16 protein-coding genes are annotated in these 19408 nt (G+C 61.7%); 5 read left to right on the top strand and 11 right to left on the bottom strand.

Features of this window, described 5'->3' with window-relative positions; genetic code table 11:
* Nucleotides 1–4: 4 nt before the first annotated feature.
* The 11 genes from U5A89_RS01360 to U5A89_RS01310 form a co-directional block, all read right to left on the bottom strand.
* Nucleotides 5–1933 carry an amidohydrolase gene (locus tag U5A89_RS01360; RefSeq protein WP_338159426.1) on the bottom strand — a complete coding sequence of 643 codons (1929 nt, stop codon included), beginning with the start codon at nucleotides 1931–1933 and terminating at the stop codon, nucleotides 5–7.
* Nucleotides 1930–2178 (bottom strand): XapX domain-containing protein, encoded by a 249-nt coding sequence (locus tag U5A89_RS01355; protein ID WP_169574706.1) that lies wholly within the window; start codon nucleotides 2176–2178, stop codon nucleotides 1930–1932. Before U5A89_RS01355 ends, U5A89_RS01360 begins: the two co-directional genes overlap by 4 nt.
* Nucleotides 2179–2203: 25 nt before the next feature.
* Nucleotides 2204–3043 carry an alpha/beta fold hydrolase gene (locus U5A89_RS01350; protein ID WP_338159425.1) on the bottom strand — a complete coding sequence of 280 codons (840 nt, stop codon included), beginning with the start codon at nucleotides 3041–3043 and terminating at the stop codon, nucleotides 2204–2206.
* A gap of 61 nt (nucleotides 3044–3104) precedes the next feature.
* Nucleotides 3105–3761 carry an isochorismatase family protein gene (locus U5A89_RS01345; RefSeq protein WP_338160134.1) on the bottom strand — a complete coding sequence of 219 codons (657 nt, stop codon included), beginning with the start codon at nucleotides 3759–3761 and terminating at the stop codon, nucleotides 3105–3107.
* Nucleotides 3762–4462: 701 nt separating this feature from the next.
* The gene (locus U5A89_RS01340) at nucleotides 4463–5656 is read right to left on the bottom strand and encodes an IS91 family transposase (RefSeq protein ID WP_338159424.1); all 1194 of its coding nucleotides are present in this window, start codon (nucleotides 5654–5656) and stop codon (nucleotides 4463–4465) included.
* A 4-nt stretch (nucleotides 5657–5660) separates the two neighbouring features.
* On the bottom strand, nucleotides 5661–6566 hold the full coding sequence (locus tag U5A89_RS01335) for a tyrosine-type recombinase/integrase (protein WP_338159423.1): 906 nt from the start codon (nucleotides 6564–6566) through the stop codon (nucleotides 5661–5663).
* A 332-nt stretch (nucleotides 6567–6898) separates the two neighbouring features.
* Nucleotides 6899–7735: a Ros/MucR family transcriptional regulator gene (locus U5A89_RS01330; RefSeq protein WP_338159422.1), complete on the bottom strand. Its 837-nt coding sequence runs from the start codon at nucleotides 7733–7735 to the stop codon at nucleotides 6899–6901.
* A gap of 630 nt (nucleotides 7736–8365) precedes the next feature.
* Nucleotides 8366–8674, bottom strand: a complete 309-nt coding sequence (locus tag U5A89_RS01325; RefSeq protein ID WP_338159421.1) for a MarR family transcriptional regulator — start codon at nucleotides 8672–8674, stop codon at nucleotides 8366–8368.
* A gap of 274 nt (nucleotides 8675–8948) precedes the next feature.
* Nucleotides 8949–9407 (bottom strand): hypothetical protein, encoded by a 459-nt coding sequence (locus U5A89_RS01320; protein WP_338159420.1) that lies wholly within the window; start codon nucleotides 9405–9407, stop codon nucleotides 8949–8951.
* Between the two features lie 37 nt (nucleotides 9408–9444).
* A complete protein-coding gene (locus U5A89_RS01315; protein ID WP_338159419.1) occupies nucleotides 9445–9789 on the bottom strand; it encodes a hypothetical protein in 345 nt (114 codons plus the stop codon).
* Nucleotides 9790–9852: 63 nt separating this feature from the next.
* On the bottom strand, nucleotides 9853–10431 hold the full coding sequence (locus U5A89_RS01310; RefSeq protein ID WP_338159418.1) for a helix-turn-helix transcriptional regulator: 579 nt from the start codon (nucleotides 10429–10431) through the stop codon (nucleotides 9853–9855).
* A 240-nt stretch (nucleotides 10432–10671) separates the two neighbouring features.
* Here U5A89_RS01310 and U5A89_RS01305 point away from each other — a divergent pair, with 240 nt between their 5' ends.
* From U5A89_RS01305 to U5A89_RS01285, 5 genes are all read left to right on the top strand, one after another.
* A complete protein-coding gene (locus U5A89_RS01305) occupies nucleotides 10672–11163 on the top strand; it encodes a hypothetical protein (RefSeq protein WP_338159417.1) in 492 nt (163 codons plus the stop codon).
* Nucleotides 11160–12047, top strand: coding sequence for a DUF7146 domain-containing protein (locus U5A89_RS01300; protein ID WP_338159416.1), 888 nt, complete (start codon nucleotides 11160–11162; stop codon nucleotides 12045–12047). The genes U5A89_RS01305 and U5A89_RS01300 overlap by 4 nt, the downstream gene beginning before the upstream one ends.
* Before the next feature lie 33 nt (nucleotides 12048–12080).
* Complete coding sequence (locus U5A89_RS01295) at nucleotides 12081–14099, top strand: ParB/RepB/Spo0J family partition protein (protein ID WP_338159415.1); 2019 nt, start codon at nucleotides 12081–12083, stop codon at nucleotides 14097–14099.
* Nucleotides 14100–14219: 120 nt separating this feature from the next.
* On the top strand, nucleotides 14220–18566 hold the full coding sequence (locus U5A89_RS01290) for a strawberry notch family protein (protein WP_338159414.1): 4347 nt from the start codon (nucleotides 14220–14222) through the stop codon (nucleotides 18564–18566).
* 103 nt (nucleotides 18567–18669) lie between these two features.
* A complete protein-coding gene (locus tag U5A89_RS01285; protein ID WP_338159413.1) occupies nucleotides 18670–19374 on the top strand; it encodes a hypothetical protein in 705 nt (234 codons plus the stop codon).
* Nucleotides 19375–19408 lie beyond the last annotated feature (34 nt).

The raw sequence follows: 19408 nt of genomic DNA, 5'->3' as shown, positions 1-19408 counted from the left end.
CGGATCAGACGGCCCAGCAGCCGCAGCCCATGACGCCCCAGAAACTCTGGACGTCGGCAGCCGGTACGCGCGCACCGAGCGCCGCCGCATGGTCATGGCCGTGGACATTGCAGGATGAGGCGCAGCCGCAGGCGGACGCCATCTTCTTGGCGGCTTCATCCCGGCGCCAATGACCGCCGAACGTCGCGACCGGCGACCAGTCGGGCATCGCCTTGGGGGCTTCCGGGGCGAGCGGGCCGAAACCGCCCTCGCCATACACGATCTTGCCGCCCAATATGGTCAGCACAGAGCGAAGATGCGCAATCTCGCTTTCCGCCACGCTGAAATAATCGTCCGACAGCAGCGCCAGATCCGCCAGTTGCCCAGCCTTGATCTGGCCCTTTTTACCGACCTCGTTCGAGAACCATGTGTTCTTCTCGGTCCACAGCCGCAACGCCGTGTCGCGGTCGAGCCGGTTGCGTACTGGATAGAGGGTCAGACCACCCACAGTTTTCGACGTCACCAACCAGCTGAGCGATACCCAGGGGTTGTAGCTGGCGACCCGGGTCGCATCGGTCCCCGCACCCACGGGCACGCCCGCATCCATCATGCGCTTGATCGGCGGTGTCGCCTCTGCGGCTTTGGCGCCGTAGCGTTCGACGAAATATTCGCCCTGGAAGGCCATGCGATGCTGGACTGCGATGCCGCCGCCCAAGGCCGCGATCCGGTCGATATTGCGATCGCTGATCGTCTCGGCATGGTCGAAGAACCAGTTGAGGCCCTTGAGCGGAATATCCTTGTTCACCTTCTCGAACACGTCAAGCGCGCGGCCGATCGTCTGGTCGTATGTCGCGTGCAGCCGCCAGGGCCAGCGGCGCTCGGCGAGCAGGCGGATGACGGGTTCCAGGTCGCCTTCCATCTCCGGCGCCATGTCGGGGCGCGCGACGCGGAAATCCTCGAAGTCGGCCGCCGAGTAGACCAGCATCTCGCCCGCACCATTGTGGCGATAGCTATCGTCGCCGTCGCCCGGCTTGATCTGGGTCGACCAGCTCGCAAAGTCCTTCAGTTCCTCCTTCGGCTTCTGGGTGAAGAGGTTGTAGGCGATGCGCAGCGTCAGCTCGCCATTCTTGTGCAGCTGGTCGATCACCTCATAGTCGTCGGGATAATTTTGCGATCCGCCGCCCGCGTCGATCACGCTAGTAACGCCCAGACTATTAAGTTCTCGCATGAAATGCTTCGTGCTGTTGAGCTGATAGTCCTGCGGCAGCTTCGGTCCCTTGGCGAGCGTAGCATAGAGGATCGTTGCATTGGGTTGGGCCAGCAGCAGGCCCGTGGGATTGCCCTGCGCATCGCGTACGATTTCACCGCCCGGTGGGTTCGGCGTATCTTTCGTATAGCCTACCGACCGCAGCGCGGCTGCGTTGAGAAGGGCGCGGTCGTAAAGGTGGAGGATGAAGACGGGTGTATCGGGGGCGGCGGCGTTGATCTCGGCGATGGTGGGCAGGCGCTTCTCGGCGAACTGATGTTCGGTGAAGCCGCCGACAACACGCACCCATTGTGGCGGCGGGGTATTCTCGGCCTGCTTCTTCAGCATGGCCATGGCATCGGCCAGTGTCGGAACGCCCTCCCAACGCAGTTCCATATTATAGTTGAGGCCGCCGCGAATGACATGGATGTGGCTGTCGATCAGGCCGGGGATCAGGCGGCGGCCGCCAGCATCCACGACACGGGCGTTCGGCGCGGCGGCGGCGCGCACTTCCTGCTCGGTGCCGACGGCGAGGAACTTGCCGTTACGGATCGCCACTGCCTGTGCCTGCGGGTTTTCCCGGTCCAGCGTCGTGACCTTGGCGTTGGTGAGGATGAGATCGGTCTGGGTCATGGCGAAACTTTCCATAGGTGCAGTCAGGGCGGTTGTGGCGGCGGCGCTGGCGAGCAGCTGGCGGCGGGTCATCATGCGTCGCGCTTTCCATGGGTCGGCAACTCGCCCAGCACATGATGGGCGCAGTCCTGGCGGACGAACCGGGCCAGTTCCGGCAGACTGGCGACCCGCTTGACGACCGGGATCAATTGTTCTCCGAGCAGAATGCCCGCCAACCCGACGAGGGCTATAACCGGCGGCGCAGGAGAACGGACGCCCATCAGGCTGTAGACGATGCCGACGATGAGGCCGGCACCGAGGGAGAGGATGTAGGCTTTCATGTCCGTTCTCCGGCGTTGTCTGGGGTCAGGCCTGGATAAAGGCGAGAATGTCGGCGTTCAGCACGTCGGCGTTTACGGTCAGCATACCGTGCGAATAGCCCTCGTAGATTTTTGAGGTCGCTTTCGGCAACAGTTGCGCCTGTATTACTGCGGCATTCTTGTAAGGCACGACCTGATCGTCATCGCCCTGCAGAACCAGCGTGGGCACGGTGATGGCCTTGAGGTCCTCGGTCTGGTCGGTTTCCGAAAAGGCCGTGATTCCCTCATAATGGGCAAGCGCGCTGCCCATCATGCCTTGGCGCCACCAATTGTCGATCACGCCGGGCAGAACCGTCGCGCCGGGGCGGTTGAAGCCGTAGAAGGGACCGGTGGGAAAATCGCGGAACATCTGTGCACGGTTCGCCGCCAGTGCCGCGCGGATACCGTCGAACACCTCCATCGGCAGGCCGTCGGGATTGGTATCGGTCTGCGCCATAAGGGGCGGCACCGAACTGACGAGCACCGCCTTGGCGACGCGGCCCTGCAGTTGGCCATATTGGGCGACATAGCGCGCCACTTCGCCGCCGCCGGTGGAGTGACCGATATGAATGGCGTCCTTGAGGTCGAGATGCGCGACGAGCGCAGCGGCGTCGGCGGCATAATGATCCATGTCGTGGCCGAAATCGACCTGGGCGGAGCGGCCATGGCCGCGACGGTCATGAGCGACGATGCGATAGCCCTTCGACAGGAAGAACAGCATCTGCGCATCCCAGTCGTCAGACGACAGCGGCCAGCCATGATGGAACATGATCGGCTGGGCGTCCTTGTTGCCCCAATCCTTGTAGAAGATGTCGACGCCGTCTGTGGTGGTGATGAAGTTGCTCATGGGAAAATCCTTGGCACGATGGGGGAGAAGCGGCCGGGGGATGCCCGGCCGCCGGGCTGGATCAATGCGCCTCGGAGGCGTTGAACATCGTCTTGGCGTAAGTGATACCCAGGCCATAAGCGCCACCCCACTTCTTCGCGAAGCCGGTGGTCATGTCGTAGGTTTCGGTCCTTGCCCAGTCGCGCTGCAGTTCGAGGAGATATTGGAGCGAGGTCATCGGCTTGGCGCCCAGCTGGATCATTCGCTCGACGGCGCGCTCATGCGCCTCTTCGGAGATGTCGCCGCACGCGTCCGAGATGAAATAGACGTCGAAGCCCTGGTCGATGGCCGAGGCGACGGGGCCGACGATGCAGACCGAGGTCCACAGGCCAGCAAAGATCACGCGCTCCTTGCCGATGCGGTTCACCTCGTCGATGACGGCGGCGTCTTCCCAAGTATTCATCGAGGTGCGGTCGAGCAGCGGCTGGTTCGGGAAGGCGTCAGTGATCTCGCTGAACATCGGGCCGGAGAAGCTGTCGACGGCGACCGTGGTCAGGATGGTGGAGACGTTGAAACCGGCGGCGGCGTTGGCGACGAGAGCGGCGTTGTTGCGCAAAAGCTCGGTCGAAATCGACTTGGTGGCGAAGGCCATCTGCGACTGGAAGTCGATCATGACGAGGGTGTGATCGGTCGGCGTGATCAGGGATTTGCCGGGGGTAGGGGTCGCTTTGATGGTCATGTCGGTCTCCAATCGAATTTCGTACACTCGGATCGTTCCGGTGTGATTGAAGATCTAGCGGGATCGAGTTTTGCTGCGCAGTCTGATAAAACTTAGCCCACCGTTCGATTAAATCGAATGATGGACGGGGGCGGAAGCCCGGTTCTCCCGTTTGCTGGATCTTTGAGCCGAGCTGTCGACTATGTAGCTTGCAGGTCCCTACTGAACCAAATCCCATTCGCCGCTGGCGCTTCGGTGCCGAAGCACGGGCAGTTGAAAAGGCCAGTTGCACCACCGCGATTTTTGCTGCGTCGAAATGTTCGGCAGTGTGATTATTTCAATAGGGTTCGCGAGGTCTGAGCAATCTGGAACGACGGCTCCTATCAATTGCAGACGTAGCCGACCCTGCCGCCGAATGACCGGGTGTGCGAAGGGTTTCGGGCGCTTGCGTACGAAAGCCTCCAGTGCAGGAACCCGCGGGCCCCACGCGCTGCTCTATGGGTAAATAGGCTTTGGGGTGGTTCTGGCGGGTAAACGTTGCCGGGCCGGAGGTGCGACTATCGGGCGGAGCGGCGTGATTTCGAGCGGCGTCAGGCCGCTAGCAGCGGTGGTTTTACGGATCAGCGTGTCCTGCGCCCGCTTTAATTCCGGGATGGGCATGCGCCCGGTCGTCGGCCAGGACGCCATGAGCGCGACCGTCATGTAGAGCGAGCCATGCCGGATCATGGCGCGTGTCTCCGGGCGTGTGAGGCTGGCGTTGGTGGCGCGCGCGGTTGGCACCAGCGGGCGAAGGTCTCGATAATGGTCATGTGTCCGCCGCAGCATGGGCATGGCGGGCGATGGTCGGGCGGCTCGTCGGGTTCGGGTTCCTCGATCGGCGCAGCAATGCCCAGCAGCCTGCGGGCCAGCGCCATGGCCTCCTTGTGGGATGAGCTGGCGAGCAGGCCGTAATGCCGGATGCGGTGGAAGCCGCGCGGCAGGACGTGGATCAGGAAGCGGCGGATGAACTCGTCGGTCGCCAGCGTCATGACCTGCTGGCGTTCAGCACTATCGCGGCGATAATCCTTGTACCAGAATGTCACTCCGGCCTCGTCGAAGCCGATGAGGCGCCTGTTCGAGATGGCAACGCGGTGGGTGTAGCGCGAGAGATAGGCCAGCACTGCCTGCGGTCCGGCAAAGGGTGGCTTGGCATAGACCACCCAGCGCTTCTTCCGGATCGGGGATAGATGCCGCAGGAAGGCCTTGCGTGTCGCCAGGCTCGCCAAGGTGTTGAAGAAGGCCAGCTTCCCAGCGTCGAACAACGCCAGCAGGCGTATGAGGAACAGCCGGCGGAACAACGCGCCCAGCACGCGCACTGGTAACAGGAAGGCAGGGCGCGACGAGATCCAACGCGTGCCGTCCAGCGCGATACCGCCGCCGGGCACGATCATGTGCACATGCGGGTGGTGAGTTAGCGCCGATCCCCAGGTGTGCAGTACGGCAGTGATGCCGACCCGCGCGCCGAGGTGTTTGGGATCGGCGCCGATGGTCAGCATCGTGTCCGCAGCTGCGCGGAACAGCAGGTCATAGACCACCGCCTTGTTCTGCCAGGCGATGTCAGCGATCTCGGCGGGCACGGTGAACACGACGTGGAAGTAGCCGACCGGCAACAGATCAGCCTCGCGCGCGGCCAGCCAGGTGCGCGCGGCGGCACCCTGACATTTGGGGCAATGCCGGTTGCGGCAGGAGTTATAGGCGATCCGCCAATGCCCGCAGTCGTCGCAGGCCTCGACGTGGCCGCCCAGCGCGGCGGTGCGGCAGTTCTCGATCGCCGTCATGACCTTGAGCTGGCCGAGACTGAGATGCCCGGCATGGGCTGCGCGATACGCTGGCCCGGCGCTACGGAAGATGTCGGCGACCTCGAGTGAGGTGCGCACCGGTTCAACCGGGAGGGCCCCTGCCTTCCATCACGGCAACGATTTGGTCGAGCGGACTGGCCACCGCCCGCATGGTCTTGCTCGAAACCTGAGTATAGATGCCGGTGGTGTTGATGTTCACGTGTCCCAGCAGGACCTGGATGACGCGGATATCGACACCCTGCTCGAGCAGGTGAGTGGCGAACGAATGCCGCAATGTGTGCGGGCTTACCCGCTTGTGGATCTCGGCGCGCTCAGCTGCTTCCTGCACGACGCGATGCAACTGGCGCGCTGAGACCGGATCCGTGCCGTTGCGGCCAGGGAACAGCCAGCCATGCGGCAACATCACTCCGCGCCGCTTGCCTTCGCGCCACCATTGGCGAAGCAAATCGAGCAGGTGCGGTGAGAGCATGGCGTTGCGATCCTTGCGTCCCTTGCCCTGCTCGACACGGATGATCATGCGCTCGCTGTCGATGTCATCGACCTTGAGGTGGGCAACCTCCGAGACACGCAGGCCCGCGCCATAGGCAACGCTGAGGGCAGCTTTGTATTTGATGCCTGGCGCGGCCTCGAGCAGCCGCGCTGTCTCCTCAACGCTCAAAACCACCCGCAATTTGGGTGTGAAGCGAACGACGACAAGCCCCAGCGCCATCTCCGGTCGCTTGAGAGTTATACTGAACAGGAAGCGCAGTGCCGATACGGCTCCATTGATTGTTGCCGGACCAACGGCGCGTTCATGCTGATCAATCTGAAAGCGCCGGAGGTCTTCGATCGTGGCCGTATCGGGAGGGCGACCGAGAAACGCGGCAAATGATCGGAAGTGCCGAATATAGTCCTTCTGCGTATGCTCCCCAAAGCCACGCATCGTCATGTCCTGCAACATACGCTCGCGCAGTGAATTGTTCGGGGTCGGGGAAGTGATGGCATCCATGGTGAGTTCCTTTCCGTTGAAGGAACTCCACGGTCGCAAGGCGACATCGCCGCTCGCAAAGCCTGAACAATACTACGCTACGTCACCCCAAGCGACCCTCCCGCGGAGCGGGTTCGTGCAATGGTCGCGACCAGCCGGTTACCGGACTGTCCGGACCTGCGGATGTGAAATTGGTGCCTGAATGGCGTCAAAGGGTCGGGGCTGCACTTTGTACCAAATTCACCCTCGATATATGGACAGCTTTGGTCTTGGCCGGTCCCATACGCCTTTGACGTATTCAGCATCTGGGAATGACAAACGGGAAGATATATGCTCCTCCCCGCTGGCCGACGCTATTCTTCGCCGCGTGCTGGTTTGGCCTGAGCACCCAGATGGGCGGCTTTGAGCGCCGTTTTAAGCGGCTTGGCTTTGACAGGCGCTTTGGCATTCTTGGTAGTCGTCGGCTTCGTCCCATCAGGCACTAAATCCCCCGGGTTCGCAGAGGTCGAAATGTCCCGCTTCGCCGTCTTTTGCTGATCATCAGCCGTGGCAATCGAGAGCTTTTTCCGTGGACGTTTCGTTGGGCCACCCGATTCTTTAACTTGCTCGTCCGGCTTGATCGTAACAGACGCCGGAGAGACCGCAGCCTTCGGGCGGGTAGCCTTTTTCGCGGTGTGGTTCCCGTTCCCCTTAGTCACTTTGGCAAGCACCGGCTTGCTCTCGCTGGCCGGCATCTCTGGAGTGACCTTATCGCTTTGCGTTGCTACGGCGGGTTTCTCGACCGCAGCGGACTTATGGCCAAGGCCAAGTTTTTGGGCGACGGCACGGCGCGCTTGCGAATAGCTCTCGGCAACCAACGGATAGGTTTTGGGCAAGCCATAGCGCTCGCGATAGTCATCGGGTGTCAGGCCGTGGGTCGCCAGGTGCCGCTTCAAAGTCTTGTAAGGCTTCCCGTCGATCAGGCTGATGATGTGCTCAGGTGACGCGAGGCTTTTGCGCACCGAAACGGCTGGCGTTACCTTCACGGCTTCTGCTTTCTGGGCCGCAGGTGCCGGAGGCGCAACCAACGCTGCGCGCGTGGATTTGATGAGATCGGCCAAGCCTTCGCTGGGAACCGAATTTCGCGAGACATAGGCGCTCAGCAGCTGGACGGTGAGAGCGGTGAGGTCAGTCTGTTGTTCGTCGGCCATTGGGCGATCCCGTCATTGTTGATCGATGCTTCTTGCGTGTTTGATGGCGAATTGTAAATATTTCGACATTTGCATCAACCATCGGCGATGCCGAATTAATTCAATTCACATAGTGATCAATTTTTGGTTTTTTCGGCACGATGCCGGATCTTCAACGGGGATGGTGTAGAGTGGCACGCAAAAGGATTGTTCCGCCACAGGAACTCGATGCCAGAAATTAAGATAAAGTCAGCTCTGCCCGAAATTGGGACTGCAGCAGCGAAGGGCTGCGATCTCAGATCCTTCCCGGCTCGGACACTCGCGGCAATGTTGCGGAATAGAAAGTAATCGCTCTGGCTCTCAAGATGCATGATGCCCGCCGTCGGTTGCATCAGGTGGTTGCGCCTTAGCGGCACGGCTTGCTCGTGAGGGAGCAGGCTCGACCGGTGGTCATATCCGGCATCGATATGTTTAGGAGGGGCGACACATGTGGGCCGTGCGGCTCGTCAACAAAGGGCTTCACATCCTTCTCAATTGACTTGTTCAATTGGAAGTCGATTGGGCAAACCAGCTAGCGGCGGCTTGACGCGCATAGAGTGCCATTGATAGTGCTCAGGAGTTCGGAGGCGCTCTGGCGGTAAACCGACAGCCTTAAGCTGCGGCCGATGTGGCGATCGGTTCGGCAGCGTAGACTTGCACCAGTCGATCGAGCACGCCCTCGACGGCCGCGCGGCCTTTGGGCGTCAGGCATACCTGAATTCGGCGTCGATCTCGGTCGGCTTTTTCGCGGAGGACCATTCCCTCCTGTTCCATCGTTTCCATCTTGCGAAGGGCCGTGGAAATCGGGACATGCGCGAACATGCAGAGCGACCAGGAATAGGCAGACCGACCCTCATGCGTCGCGACGAACAACTCCAGCAGCATGTCCAGAATTGGGCTCGAACACATGCCGTAGCCCAACCGATCGCCTACGATCTTGCGGGACGCTATCAGTTTGCGACACATATCCAGGCGCGTGCGTGTCAGTTGCGGCATCGATCTCACTCCAATTGTCAAAGTTCGAAGATGCACCGTGGCGTCGGCGATCCGAAAACGACGACGCTAAGGCGTTGCCATATCAGTCTCAGGTCTAGCCAATGGGCCCGGCGGAGGCCGATCAATAAGCAGCCCCTCGGCGGAAAGGTGCGCTCAGTCGCGCCTCAGGTCATGCAGCAAGCTGGCGCAATCGCCGGATTCAATCTGTTCGCCATGGGGCATCGGAGCCATTTTGTCGCAGCCGGTGGCGATGCCGCCAGGTCGCTGCAATCAGGATCGTCTGGATTACCCAGCTCCACAGGCCAGCCGCATCGGCATAGGCTTGTGGTATGACATGGGGGACCACCGCGCGCGTGACGTGAACGATCGTTTCCGCACCTAAAATGCCAGCGATCCAGATCGGCCAGAACCGTGTGCTGCGGAACGACAGAGCCAGAAAAATCCCCACCATGACCAGATCAACCGCCAATATGCCGGCTTCGAATTTGTGAAAGCGCAGCGACGGATGATGGGCAAAGGCGATGCTCGCCATGACGCCGAGGACAAGGGTGGCCGCCGCGATCTGTTCTGGCCGGCCACCCCTTGCAAAGGCATAGAGCGTGCTCAGGATCAAAAGACACACGAAGATCATTTGCCTGGTCATCACCCACTGAAACAAAAAATGTTTCGCTTCGTCAATAAATTAGCGAAGGTGATCAGGCGGCGAGACTGTGAATGTCGGTAACGCTCTGCCGGTTCTCGGCGACTTTGAACACGTCGCCATAGGCCTGCGGGCCAAGGCCGATATCGTCGCTGACCTGCTTGAGCATATCGTGCGTGGTCACGATCTTGTCGCGCGTCTTTGCGACAAGGACGATCGCATCTGCCGAGGTGCGAAAGGCATCCTGACCGATGGAGGCTGCGAGCCGGCCATCGAGCCGCGCCAATGGCAGGGCGGCGTTTAGTTCTGCGATCCGTGCAGCAGCCAGATCCAGTGCTTCCTCGGCGGCGTAAAGGCGTTGCGCGATGGAATGGGCGATGGCGAGACGTTGTTTGGGCATGAGTGTTCCTTTCCCGCGTCCCTGAGGGCTGCGCGGTCGATGATCCAGATTATCGATAGCTCTCTAGTTGCGGGCGAAGCTGCTTAGCGACGAGAGAAGCGAGGCGGCCGAGCCGACGGACACCAGGGACCAGGCGCTCAGAACCGCAAAGGCGATCATAAGATAATGTCGGTTCAGGTCATTGCTCTGCCTCCTTGAGGAGCGGAGCGGCAACAGGCTGAGCAGGGCGGGCATCGCGCTGGGAAGCAGTGGAACCCGCTTTCCCACGGTGGTGCTCTGATCGGTTTCAGACTGTCCGGCCGCATCGTTGTCGGTAGGCCCAGATGGGGCGATTACCGAGGGCGCAGACAGTCCGATTGATTGACTACCTAAATTTTGGGGGGGTGATTTGGCGGCCGCTACGGCGTCATCTACCGCGCGAATGATTCTGGCGACATCAAACCTGTCCATGTCACCGAACATGGCTCGAACCGTCTTGACATGTTTGTCCACTGTATTGGGTGCAATGCCCAAGTGCTTACCGATCTTCTTGGAATTGAGGTTCTCAGCGACGAGCGCCATGCATTCACGTTGCCGGTCAGTAAGATGCGCGACGGCGTCACGATAGGGCTCAAGCGCGGCGGGGATGTTTTCATCTGGCATGACGGTGCGACCCTTTACCATGGCGACCGCCAGCGCTCATTCCCACGCAGGGCGGCCGACCCGTTGTGATGAGCAACGATTTTCACCAAACCGAATTGTGAAAGCAACTGCTGCCGTAGGGTCCGCGGCAAGGAGTGACATTTCGGCAACAGCCAAGGCCTTGTTTGCTCTGCGGCAGACGACGAGGCCTCCCAACTGTCCTGACTAGCCGCAGCAGTGGGAGAGGAGGGGGAAGGCTAAATGGCGCTTTTTTGGCGCGACCTTTTCCTCTTTTCGAAATGGATCATTTCTATGGCCCACCCGCGCCGTCTGCTCTGGCAGATCGCCAGTACCCATGTCCGCCGTCTGTTCCGTGATCGGGATGCGGCTTTGGCGGATAAGATGCAGGCTCATATCGCCAGTCTTCCCAAGCCATCTTGCGGTTCTTCCGACTGCAACTCGGAACAGGTTGCTTTTCGTCGCAACGACCCGGACCAGCATCCTGCTTCTATCTGTAGGTTGGGGTCAGTCGAGAGGGACCTGGCGGAAGCGACATCTGGTTTTCCTGCTGCCCTTTGCGCAATTAGCGAAATGGATCCTCTCCCCCGGGCCGTTTTGATCCTTTGCACGCGTCATCATGTTCTGCCTGGCGAGATCGCCCGTCAATTCGGGATAACCCGCCGCCGAGTGCGCAAGAATTTGCGGGTGGCCATTTGCACCATTGCGGCGGCCCGAGAACAGGCCGCGCCATGACAAAGGACCTCGATCTTGCGGGCAAGACCATTGTCCATCGGCTCGGCGGCCACTGGTCCAATGGGCGCGGCATGTGTCGATGTCCGGCACATCCCGACAAAACGCCGAGTCTCTCGGTGCGTTCAGGCCTATCAACGCTGCTTTTCAAGTGCTTTGCTGGCTGCACGATCACCGAGATATTGCAGGGCCTGCGTAGTGAAGGACTCCAAACTCCATTCGGCGCTGTCGCAGCTGCTTCGATACAGCGGCATCCTCAGCACGGCACGAGGGCGGCAGCGCGGCTTTGGAAGGAGGCTCGACCGATCAATTTCACGCCGGCTGGACGCTATCTGCAACGACGCGGCATCACCATTGTCTCGCCAGCCTTGCGCTATCATCCTGCAACCCCACTGGGGACCGGCAAAGAGGTTCGCTTTTTGCCTGCGCTCATCGCTGCCGTCACGCAGGATGACGTCTTTTGCGGCATTCAGCGGAATTTCCTGCAGTTAAACGGGCGACCTGCGCTATTCAAAAAGCACAAGCGTAGCCTCGGCCGGTTGGGGCAGGGGGCAGTCGAACTGGCCAGCGCCACCCATGTCCTCGGGCTCGCCGAAGGCATCGAGAACGCTTTTTCCGCGTCCATCCTGCTCGGCATTCCGGTCTGGGCAAGCCTCGGGGCCGAACGCTTCGACAAGGTCGCGATCCCGGCGCATGTCACATGCCTTGTCCTGCTCGCCGACAATGATGCGGCAGGCAGACGGGCAGTTGGACGGGCGCGAGCAAAATTCATCAGTCCGGGCCGTACTGTTGTGATTTTTCGGCCCCCTGCGGGAATGGGCGACTGGAACGACATGCTGCGGGCAGGAGAGAAGGTGGAGTGGAAGGGGACGCGGCTAGCGGCCTGATGGTCAGGGCGCGCCGCGCGTTGGAGAATGTTCATGACTCAGACCCCGCCACTCCTCTATGTCGCGGCTTCCAAGCTCTCGATCGCGCCCACCAATGTGCGCAAGCGCACCGATCCAGTCGAAGATGCAGAACTCAGGGCCACGATCCTCGTCCGCGGGATCATCCAGAACCTCGTCGGCATTCCCGTTGCCCGCAAAAAAGGGGAATATCAGATCATAGCGGGCGGTCGCCGCCTCACCCAGGTCCAGGCGCTCATCGCTGATGGCCAGCTGCCGGACAACTACCAGGTTCCGGTCATGGTGCTTGCCGACCGGAGTGGCGCAACCGAGGTCAGCCTGATCGAGAATTTCACCCGCGCCAACATGACCCCCGCCGAGGAATGCCGCGCCTTCCAGGCGATCATCGCCAATGAAAAGAAAACGCCGGCCGATGTCGCCAAATGTTTCGGGCTGACCGAGCGTTTCGTCCTAGGGCGCCTACGCCTCGCCAATCTTGCCAACATCGTCTTCGATGCCCTGGCCGATGGGGCGATCACCCTTGATGTGGCCAAGGCCTATGGCAGCATCAGCGATTCCGCGCGCCAGGCGGCGGTCTTCGAAGAATTGCAGGGCAGCTACTATGAAGGCAACTCCGGTGAAATCCGCCGGCGCCTCGTTTCCGGCGTCTATCGGGGCAATGACCCCAAAGCGGTTCTGGTGGGCCGCGACGATTATCTTTCTGCCGGCGGCCGGATCGAGAGTGATCTGTTCTCCGACAGAGAACATGAAAACTGGATCGATAGCGAGATCATCGATCGGCTTGCCGAGGAGCGGATGGAAGCGGCCGCCGAGGCTTTGCGGACCCGCGAAGGCTTCGGTGAACTCAGGGTGCTGTGCCAGACCCGCGTCCCCTATGTGGAAACGATGGCGCTCGACGAAGTCGAAGGGGTGCCACTGCCGCTCAGCCAGGAGGAAGAGGAGCGACAGCGCGCTATCGAAGTCGAGCTGGAAGCGATCGCCGACAATGCCGATGAAGACGGCTACACCGACGAGGAAATCGAGCGGATCGAGGCTCTTGAAGCCGAGCACGCGTCGCTCGACGAACGGCCTGCCGAACTCGACGCGCAGCAGAAGGCCAGTTCCATTGCATATCTGGTGATCGGCGAGGATGGGGTGCCCCGGCTGCACAACCAGTTTTTCGCTATCCCGCAGGAGCTGGATGAGGATGAAGCGGACGTCGAGGCCGGCGAGGCTGCTGAGCCCGAAGAAGCCTCCGCTGAAGAAACAGTGCCTCGCGCCTCGATCAGCCAGCGGCTCGGCGACGAGCTGGCGATGATGAAGACCGAGGTGCTGCGTGTCCATGTGGCGAGCGATCCGCATTTTGCACTCGATCTGGGCACCTTCATCATGGCCGATACGGCGATCGGTTATCGATACGACATGCCAAGCGACCTGCGCGCGCCCACACAGAGCTCGCGCAGCCCCGGCTTTGAAAGCGATACGCCCGCCGCGCAAAGCTGGGCGGAGATTGAGGAGGGTCTTGATCGTAGCTGGACCAAGGCGGCCGATCTTGTCGGACGCTATGATGCCTTCTGCGCGTTGGACGACACGGCACGGGCAGCATGGCTCAGCTGGGCGGTCGCCCGTACGCTTCACGCCGTTCCGTCGGGGGGCTCTGGTGCCGCGCTCCTCGACCACATTGGCAGCAAGATCGACATCGATATGCCGGCCTGGTGGCGCCCGACCGCGAGGCGCTATTTCGATCGGATCAGCAAGCCTATGATCCTGGAGCATTTCGAGGAGGTGGGCGGCGCCGAGCTGCGCAGCCGCTACAGCGCCTCGAAAAAGCATGATCTCGCTCTTTCGGCCGAGAAGCTCTTCACCGGCCAGATCATCGTCGAGGCGGAGGTGAAGGAGAGGGCCCTGCTCTGGCTGCCCGATGCGATGACCTTCGGGCACAGGACTGACGAAGCGGCCAACCTCGACATTGTCGACGACGAACATGGAGACGATGACACCAGCGACGAACCGAGCGTCGCCGAGGAGGGTGCGGACATTCCTGAGGCCGCCTGAGCGATAGCATGGGCGGGGCCGGCCACCATCGACCCCGCCATCCTGCTTTCAGCCTCATTTCCTGACCACGCCGCATGGACCCCTGCTCCATGCGTGCGCCATATTCGCTGGAGTTTCCGAATGACCCATTCGCTTTTCGCCGCCCTGGAGGCCGGCTCCGATCCGCTTGACCAGAAAATCTGGACCCTGGGGGCCGTCGCCCAGTCCCTTGCAGAGTTGATCGTTACAGGCCACCCCATCACGCGCGCGCGACTGTCGCGCCTGATGACCGCCCATTTCGGCGGGAGCGACGCTGACGGACGCTGGACGTTGCGTGAAGCCTATGACGCTCTGGAGATTGCTCAGGTCGTTGCTCTTGCGCGAAACGCGCTGCCATCCTTCGATCCGGCAAATCCGGCCGCGGCCCTGGCGGCGCTTTGCGACCTTGCCCAGCGGCTTCCGACCCAGAGCTTTCGGTCCGAGCGGCAGGTCGACATGCAGCAATTCTCGACGCCGGCGCCGCTCAGCTTCCTTGCAGCCCTTGCGGCGCAGATCACCTCGGCGGACATGGTGCTGGAACCGTCTGCGGGCACTGGGCTTCTCGCCGTCTATGCGCATATGGCCAAGGCGCGCCTCATACTCAACGAGCGCGATCCTGTCCGGGCCGGCCTGCTCGGGCAGGCGCTATCGACAACCGTTACCTGCCATGACGGCGAACATATCGACGATCTTTTGCCGATCGACCAAAGGCCCTCGGTCATCCTTATCAACCCGCCGTTCGCGCGCAGCGAAGCGCGCGGTCGCGATCGCCACGCTGGCGCCCGCCATCTGCGTTCCGCGCTCGCTCGCCTCGTTCCTGGTGGACGATGCGTCGCCATCATGTCGCCGGCCTTCGCTGAGGGAGCCAGCGGCGAGGCCGGCTATCAGGCCGTCGCCGCGCTGGTTCCTCCACGCATCGAAATAACGGTTCAGGGTCGACCCTTCGCCAAACATGGCACGACGATCCCTGTGCGCCTAATTGTCTATGACAAAGGGTGGACCGGGACTGCGGAGCGGCTGACCGTGCCGGATATTGAAAGCCTTCTGCCGGTCGTTCTGGCGCTGCCCAGGCGTCTGGATGCCGCCGCGCCAGCGCAGGCTGGCGCCGCAGTCGCGGTGCTTGCCGCTGCGCCGCGCAAGCCGACGATAGCTTCGGGCAGCAGACCGCTCCTCACTGCCGCGAAACTCCCAACGGCGCTGAAGCCTGTGGCTCGGACGGCTCCGACACTCAACTCCACCGTGGAACTGCTGAGTTACGACGTCCTCGATACGCCGCTGCCAGCCGAGGAGCAGATCGGCATCTATGTGCCCTGGCGCCTTTCACGCTTGGCGATCCCCGGCGCGAAACCACACCCTGATCAGCTGGTCGAATCGATTGCGATGTCATCCATCCTGCCGCCGCGGCCCGCCTATCGCCCCAAACTGCCGCGCTGCGCGGTCTCCGCCCTTTCCGACGCCCAACTGGAAACGATCATTTATGCGGGCCAAGCCTTCGAGCGCGATCTGCCGGGGCTGCGTGCGCCCAATGAGCCGGGAACGCTGCTGGCCCCAGATGCCAGCGGAAAGTCCTATCGCATGGGCTATTTCATCGGTGACGGAACTGGCGTGGGCAAAGGGCAGCAAGTGGCCGCCTGCATCATGGATCAGTGGAGCCGGGGACGCCGCAAGGCGGTCTGGATTTCCAAGAGCGCGGCGCTGATCGAAGATGCCCGGCGAGACTGGTCGGCGCTCGGCGGTCTGCCTATCGACATCCAGCCGCTCGATGCCTTTCCGTTCGGAACGTCCATCACCATGGAAAGCGGCATTCTGTTCCTCACCTATGCGACCCTGCGGTCCCAGCGTCACGATCAGGCCTCCCGCCTGTCGCAATTGCTCGCCTGGCTGGATGAGGATTTTGAAGGCATCATCTGTTTCGACGAAGCCCATGAGATGGCCAATGCTGCCGGGACGGAAACCCAGTTCGGCCAGCAGAAAGGTTCGGAACAGGGGCTGGCGGGAGTCAGACTGCAAAATCTGCGGCCCCGCGCCCGCATCCTCTTTGTCTCGGCCACTGGCGCAACTGACCCCGCCAATCTCTGCTACGCCATTCGCCTGGGTCTCTGGGGACCGGGCACGTCCTTCGGCGATCGGGCCGAGTTTATGAGCGGGATCGAGAAAGGCGGCATCGCTGCGATGGAGATCGTCGCGCGGGACCTGAAAGCCCTTGGGCTTTACACCGCAAGGGCGCTGACCTTCCGGGGCGTCGAATATGAGCCGCTCGAACATCCGCTATCGCCCGAACAGATCGAGGTCTACAATGCCTATGCTGACGGCTGGGCGGTGATCCACCGCAATCTCGACGAGGTGCTGGCGCTCACCAACATCGTCGACCGCATGGGCGACAAGGCGCTCAACGCGCAGGCGAAGGGCACGGCGCTGTCCCGCTTCGAGAGCGCCAAGCAGCGCTTCTTCTCCCAGCTTCTGATCGCCATGAAGGTGCCGACCCTCATCGCGTCCATCACGAGCGAGGTGGATGCGGGACATCATGCCATCGTCCAACTGGTCACCACAGCCGAGGCGATGCTCGAACGCAGGCTCGCGGCTCTGAGCGCCGAAGAACGCGCGCACCTCGATATCGAACTCTCGCCGCGCGAGGCGATGATCGACTATCTGAAGTCCGCCTTTCCGGTGCGGATGATGAAGATCATCAAGGGTGCCGATGAAGCGGAGCGTTCCGAACTCATGGTGGACAAGGGCGGCAATCCCGTCTTCTGTCAGCAAGCGCTGGCCTTGCGCGATGAGATGATCGAGCAGCTGTGCGCGCTCCCACCGATCGGCTCGGCCCTTGACGAACTGATCCGTCATTTCGGAACGGATAGGGTTGCTGAGGTTACGGGGAGGAGCCGCAGGCTGGTCGTAGATGCCGCCCGGCGGCAGCGCGTCGAGAACCGCGGCGCCCGTAGCAACATCGCCGAAGCCGAGGCCTTCATGTCCGGCAAGAAGCAGATCCTCGTCTTCTCCGATGCCGGAGGAACGGGCCGAAGCTATCATGCCGATCGCAACTGCCGATCCGCAGATCGCCGCCGCGTTCACTTTCTCCTGGAGCCGGGTTGGCGGGCGTCCAACGCCATCCAGGGCCTTGGGCGATCCAATCGCACCAACCAGGCAAGCGCGCCCATCTTTCGTCCCGTCACGACCGACTGCCGGGGCGAACGCCGATTTATCAGCACCATCGCCCGAAGGCTCGATAGCCTGGGGGCGCTCACGCGCGGGCAGCGGCAGACCGGCGGGCAAAATCTGTTCGACCCTTCCGATAATCTAGAGAGCGACTATGCCCGCGACGCCCTCAATCAATGGTATCATCTCCTCTATCGCGGAAAGCTCACCAGCACGTCATTATCCGCCTTCGTCGCGATGACCGGCCTCAAGCTTCTCGACAAGGAAAGCGGCGGGCTGCTCGATGACCTTCCTCCGATCCAGCGCTGGCTCAATCGCCTGCTGGCGCTGCGCATCGAAACGCAGAACGCGATATTCGAGGAATATATGGGGCTGATCCAGGCCAGGATCGACGCCGCGCGGGAGGCCGGAACACTCGAGGTCGGCGTGGAGACGATCCAGGCCGAGCGCGTCATCCTGCTCGACGAGCAGATATTGCGCCGAGATCCGGTGACCGGCGCTGAAACCCGTCTTAGCCGCTATGAATTGCATCATCGGCGACGCGCAACGTCGCGGGCTCGCCTGATGCGGGAGTGGGGCGAGACGGGGTTCGTCATGCTCCGCAATGAAAGATCAGGACGGGTCGCACTCCAGGTGCCGAGCTGGAGCGTCATGGACGGCGAGGGCAATGCCATCACCATGTGGCAACTCGTGAGGCCCACCGGGCGGGAACGTATCCGGGACAAGGCCCTGCATGAAAGTCACTGGGCGCCGATCGAAGGAGCAGTCTTCGAGGCAGCATGGGACGCCGAGGTCGAAGAGGCGCGCGAGCACATCGACATTGAGACCGTCAACATCGCAAATGGCCTGCTGCTGCCGGTCTGGAACCAGCTGCCAGATGACGACATGCGCGTCTGGAGGGTCAGCGACAGGCAAGGCAATTCCGTCCTCGGACGCATCATCTCACCAAACGGCATCGAAAAGCTCTCCCGCAGCTTCGGCGTGGAAATGGCGATAAGGCTCTCGCCAGCCGAGATGATTGCCGGAGCGCGGGGCGCCGAGGGTGTGGTAATCCCAGGTCTTGGCGATGCAAGACTGGTCTCAGTCCATGTCAACGATGCTCGCCGGCTGGAAATCAGGGATTTCCCTGCCGCCCGGCGCGACTGGCTCAAGTCCATAGGCTGTTTCACCGAGATCATTGCCTACAAGACACGGCTTTTCATTCCCGCGGACCGGGCGCCCGGCATCCTCGAGCAGATCATCTGCACCGGGGCGCAGTGGGACAAACTCGTCGGCCTCAACGCTGCTGCCTGACTGTCCGCCCGCTCAGGCAAACCGGCGACCACCGGCAAGGAGAGGAGGGAGGGGGTGGGTGTAGATCCTTTTAGGGGATCGAACGCCACACAAGAGGTTCGACATGACCGACACGCCCGCCCCGACTTCCACATCTTTGCTCTACAGCCAGGTCAGCCATGATGAGCGCGGAAATTTCTGCTACAAGGGTGACCTCTATCGCCAGGGTGAACCGTTCCCTGATCTCGCGGACAGGATCCGCGCCCATTTGGCCACCGATTTTGCCGACATCGCATTTTCGGTCATCACGGAGAAGTTCGCGGGCGGGCGCAAGATCATCGCCGAGATCCTTGATGCGCCGCAAGATCTCTCAACGCGCGACGCCCAAGAGGCGATGATTTCTGCCGTTCGCGACCAGATGGAGCGCTTCGGCTTTACCAACTCGAACATCTATCAGGATTTCCACAGCTGTTCCTACTTCACGGAGGTTCGCATTGGTCGGGCCTATTGGTCGGCGCTCGCCCGTAGGCGCGGCGCAGAAAACCATGTGGAGCCGCTGGTAAGCCTCGCCCATTTTCGAAAATCGTTGAAAGTCGGCCAGCAATTGAAGCTCGTCGCCGGCCCCAAGGGGCACCGTGCCCTGGGAACCACGCGGACCATCACAGCGGTTCGGTCAAAGGATATCATCCTCGACGGAGTTTCCTATCTGACCCTGCCGCGCGCCGCTGATTTTGCCTGCGACGGCGCCCGTGTGCGGATCGCCATGGGGTCGGAAAATGAGCCCGATGCTCACCTGCTCTACGAATGGCTGCTGACGCAGGCCGCGTAGCGCTGTTTGCAAATGCTGCTCGGCCTCCTGAGCA

The sequence above is a fragment of the Sphingobium sp. HWE2-09 genome, assembly GCF_035989265.1.
Classification (GTDB): domain Bacteria; phylum Pseudomonadota; class Alphaproteobacteria; order Sphingomonadales; family Sphingomonadaceae; genus Sphingobium.
Note: the sequence above shows the minus strand (reverse complement) of the source record. Positions and strands in the feature narration are given on the sequence as shown.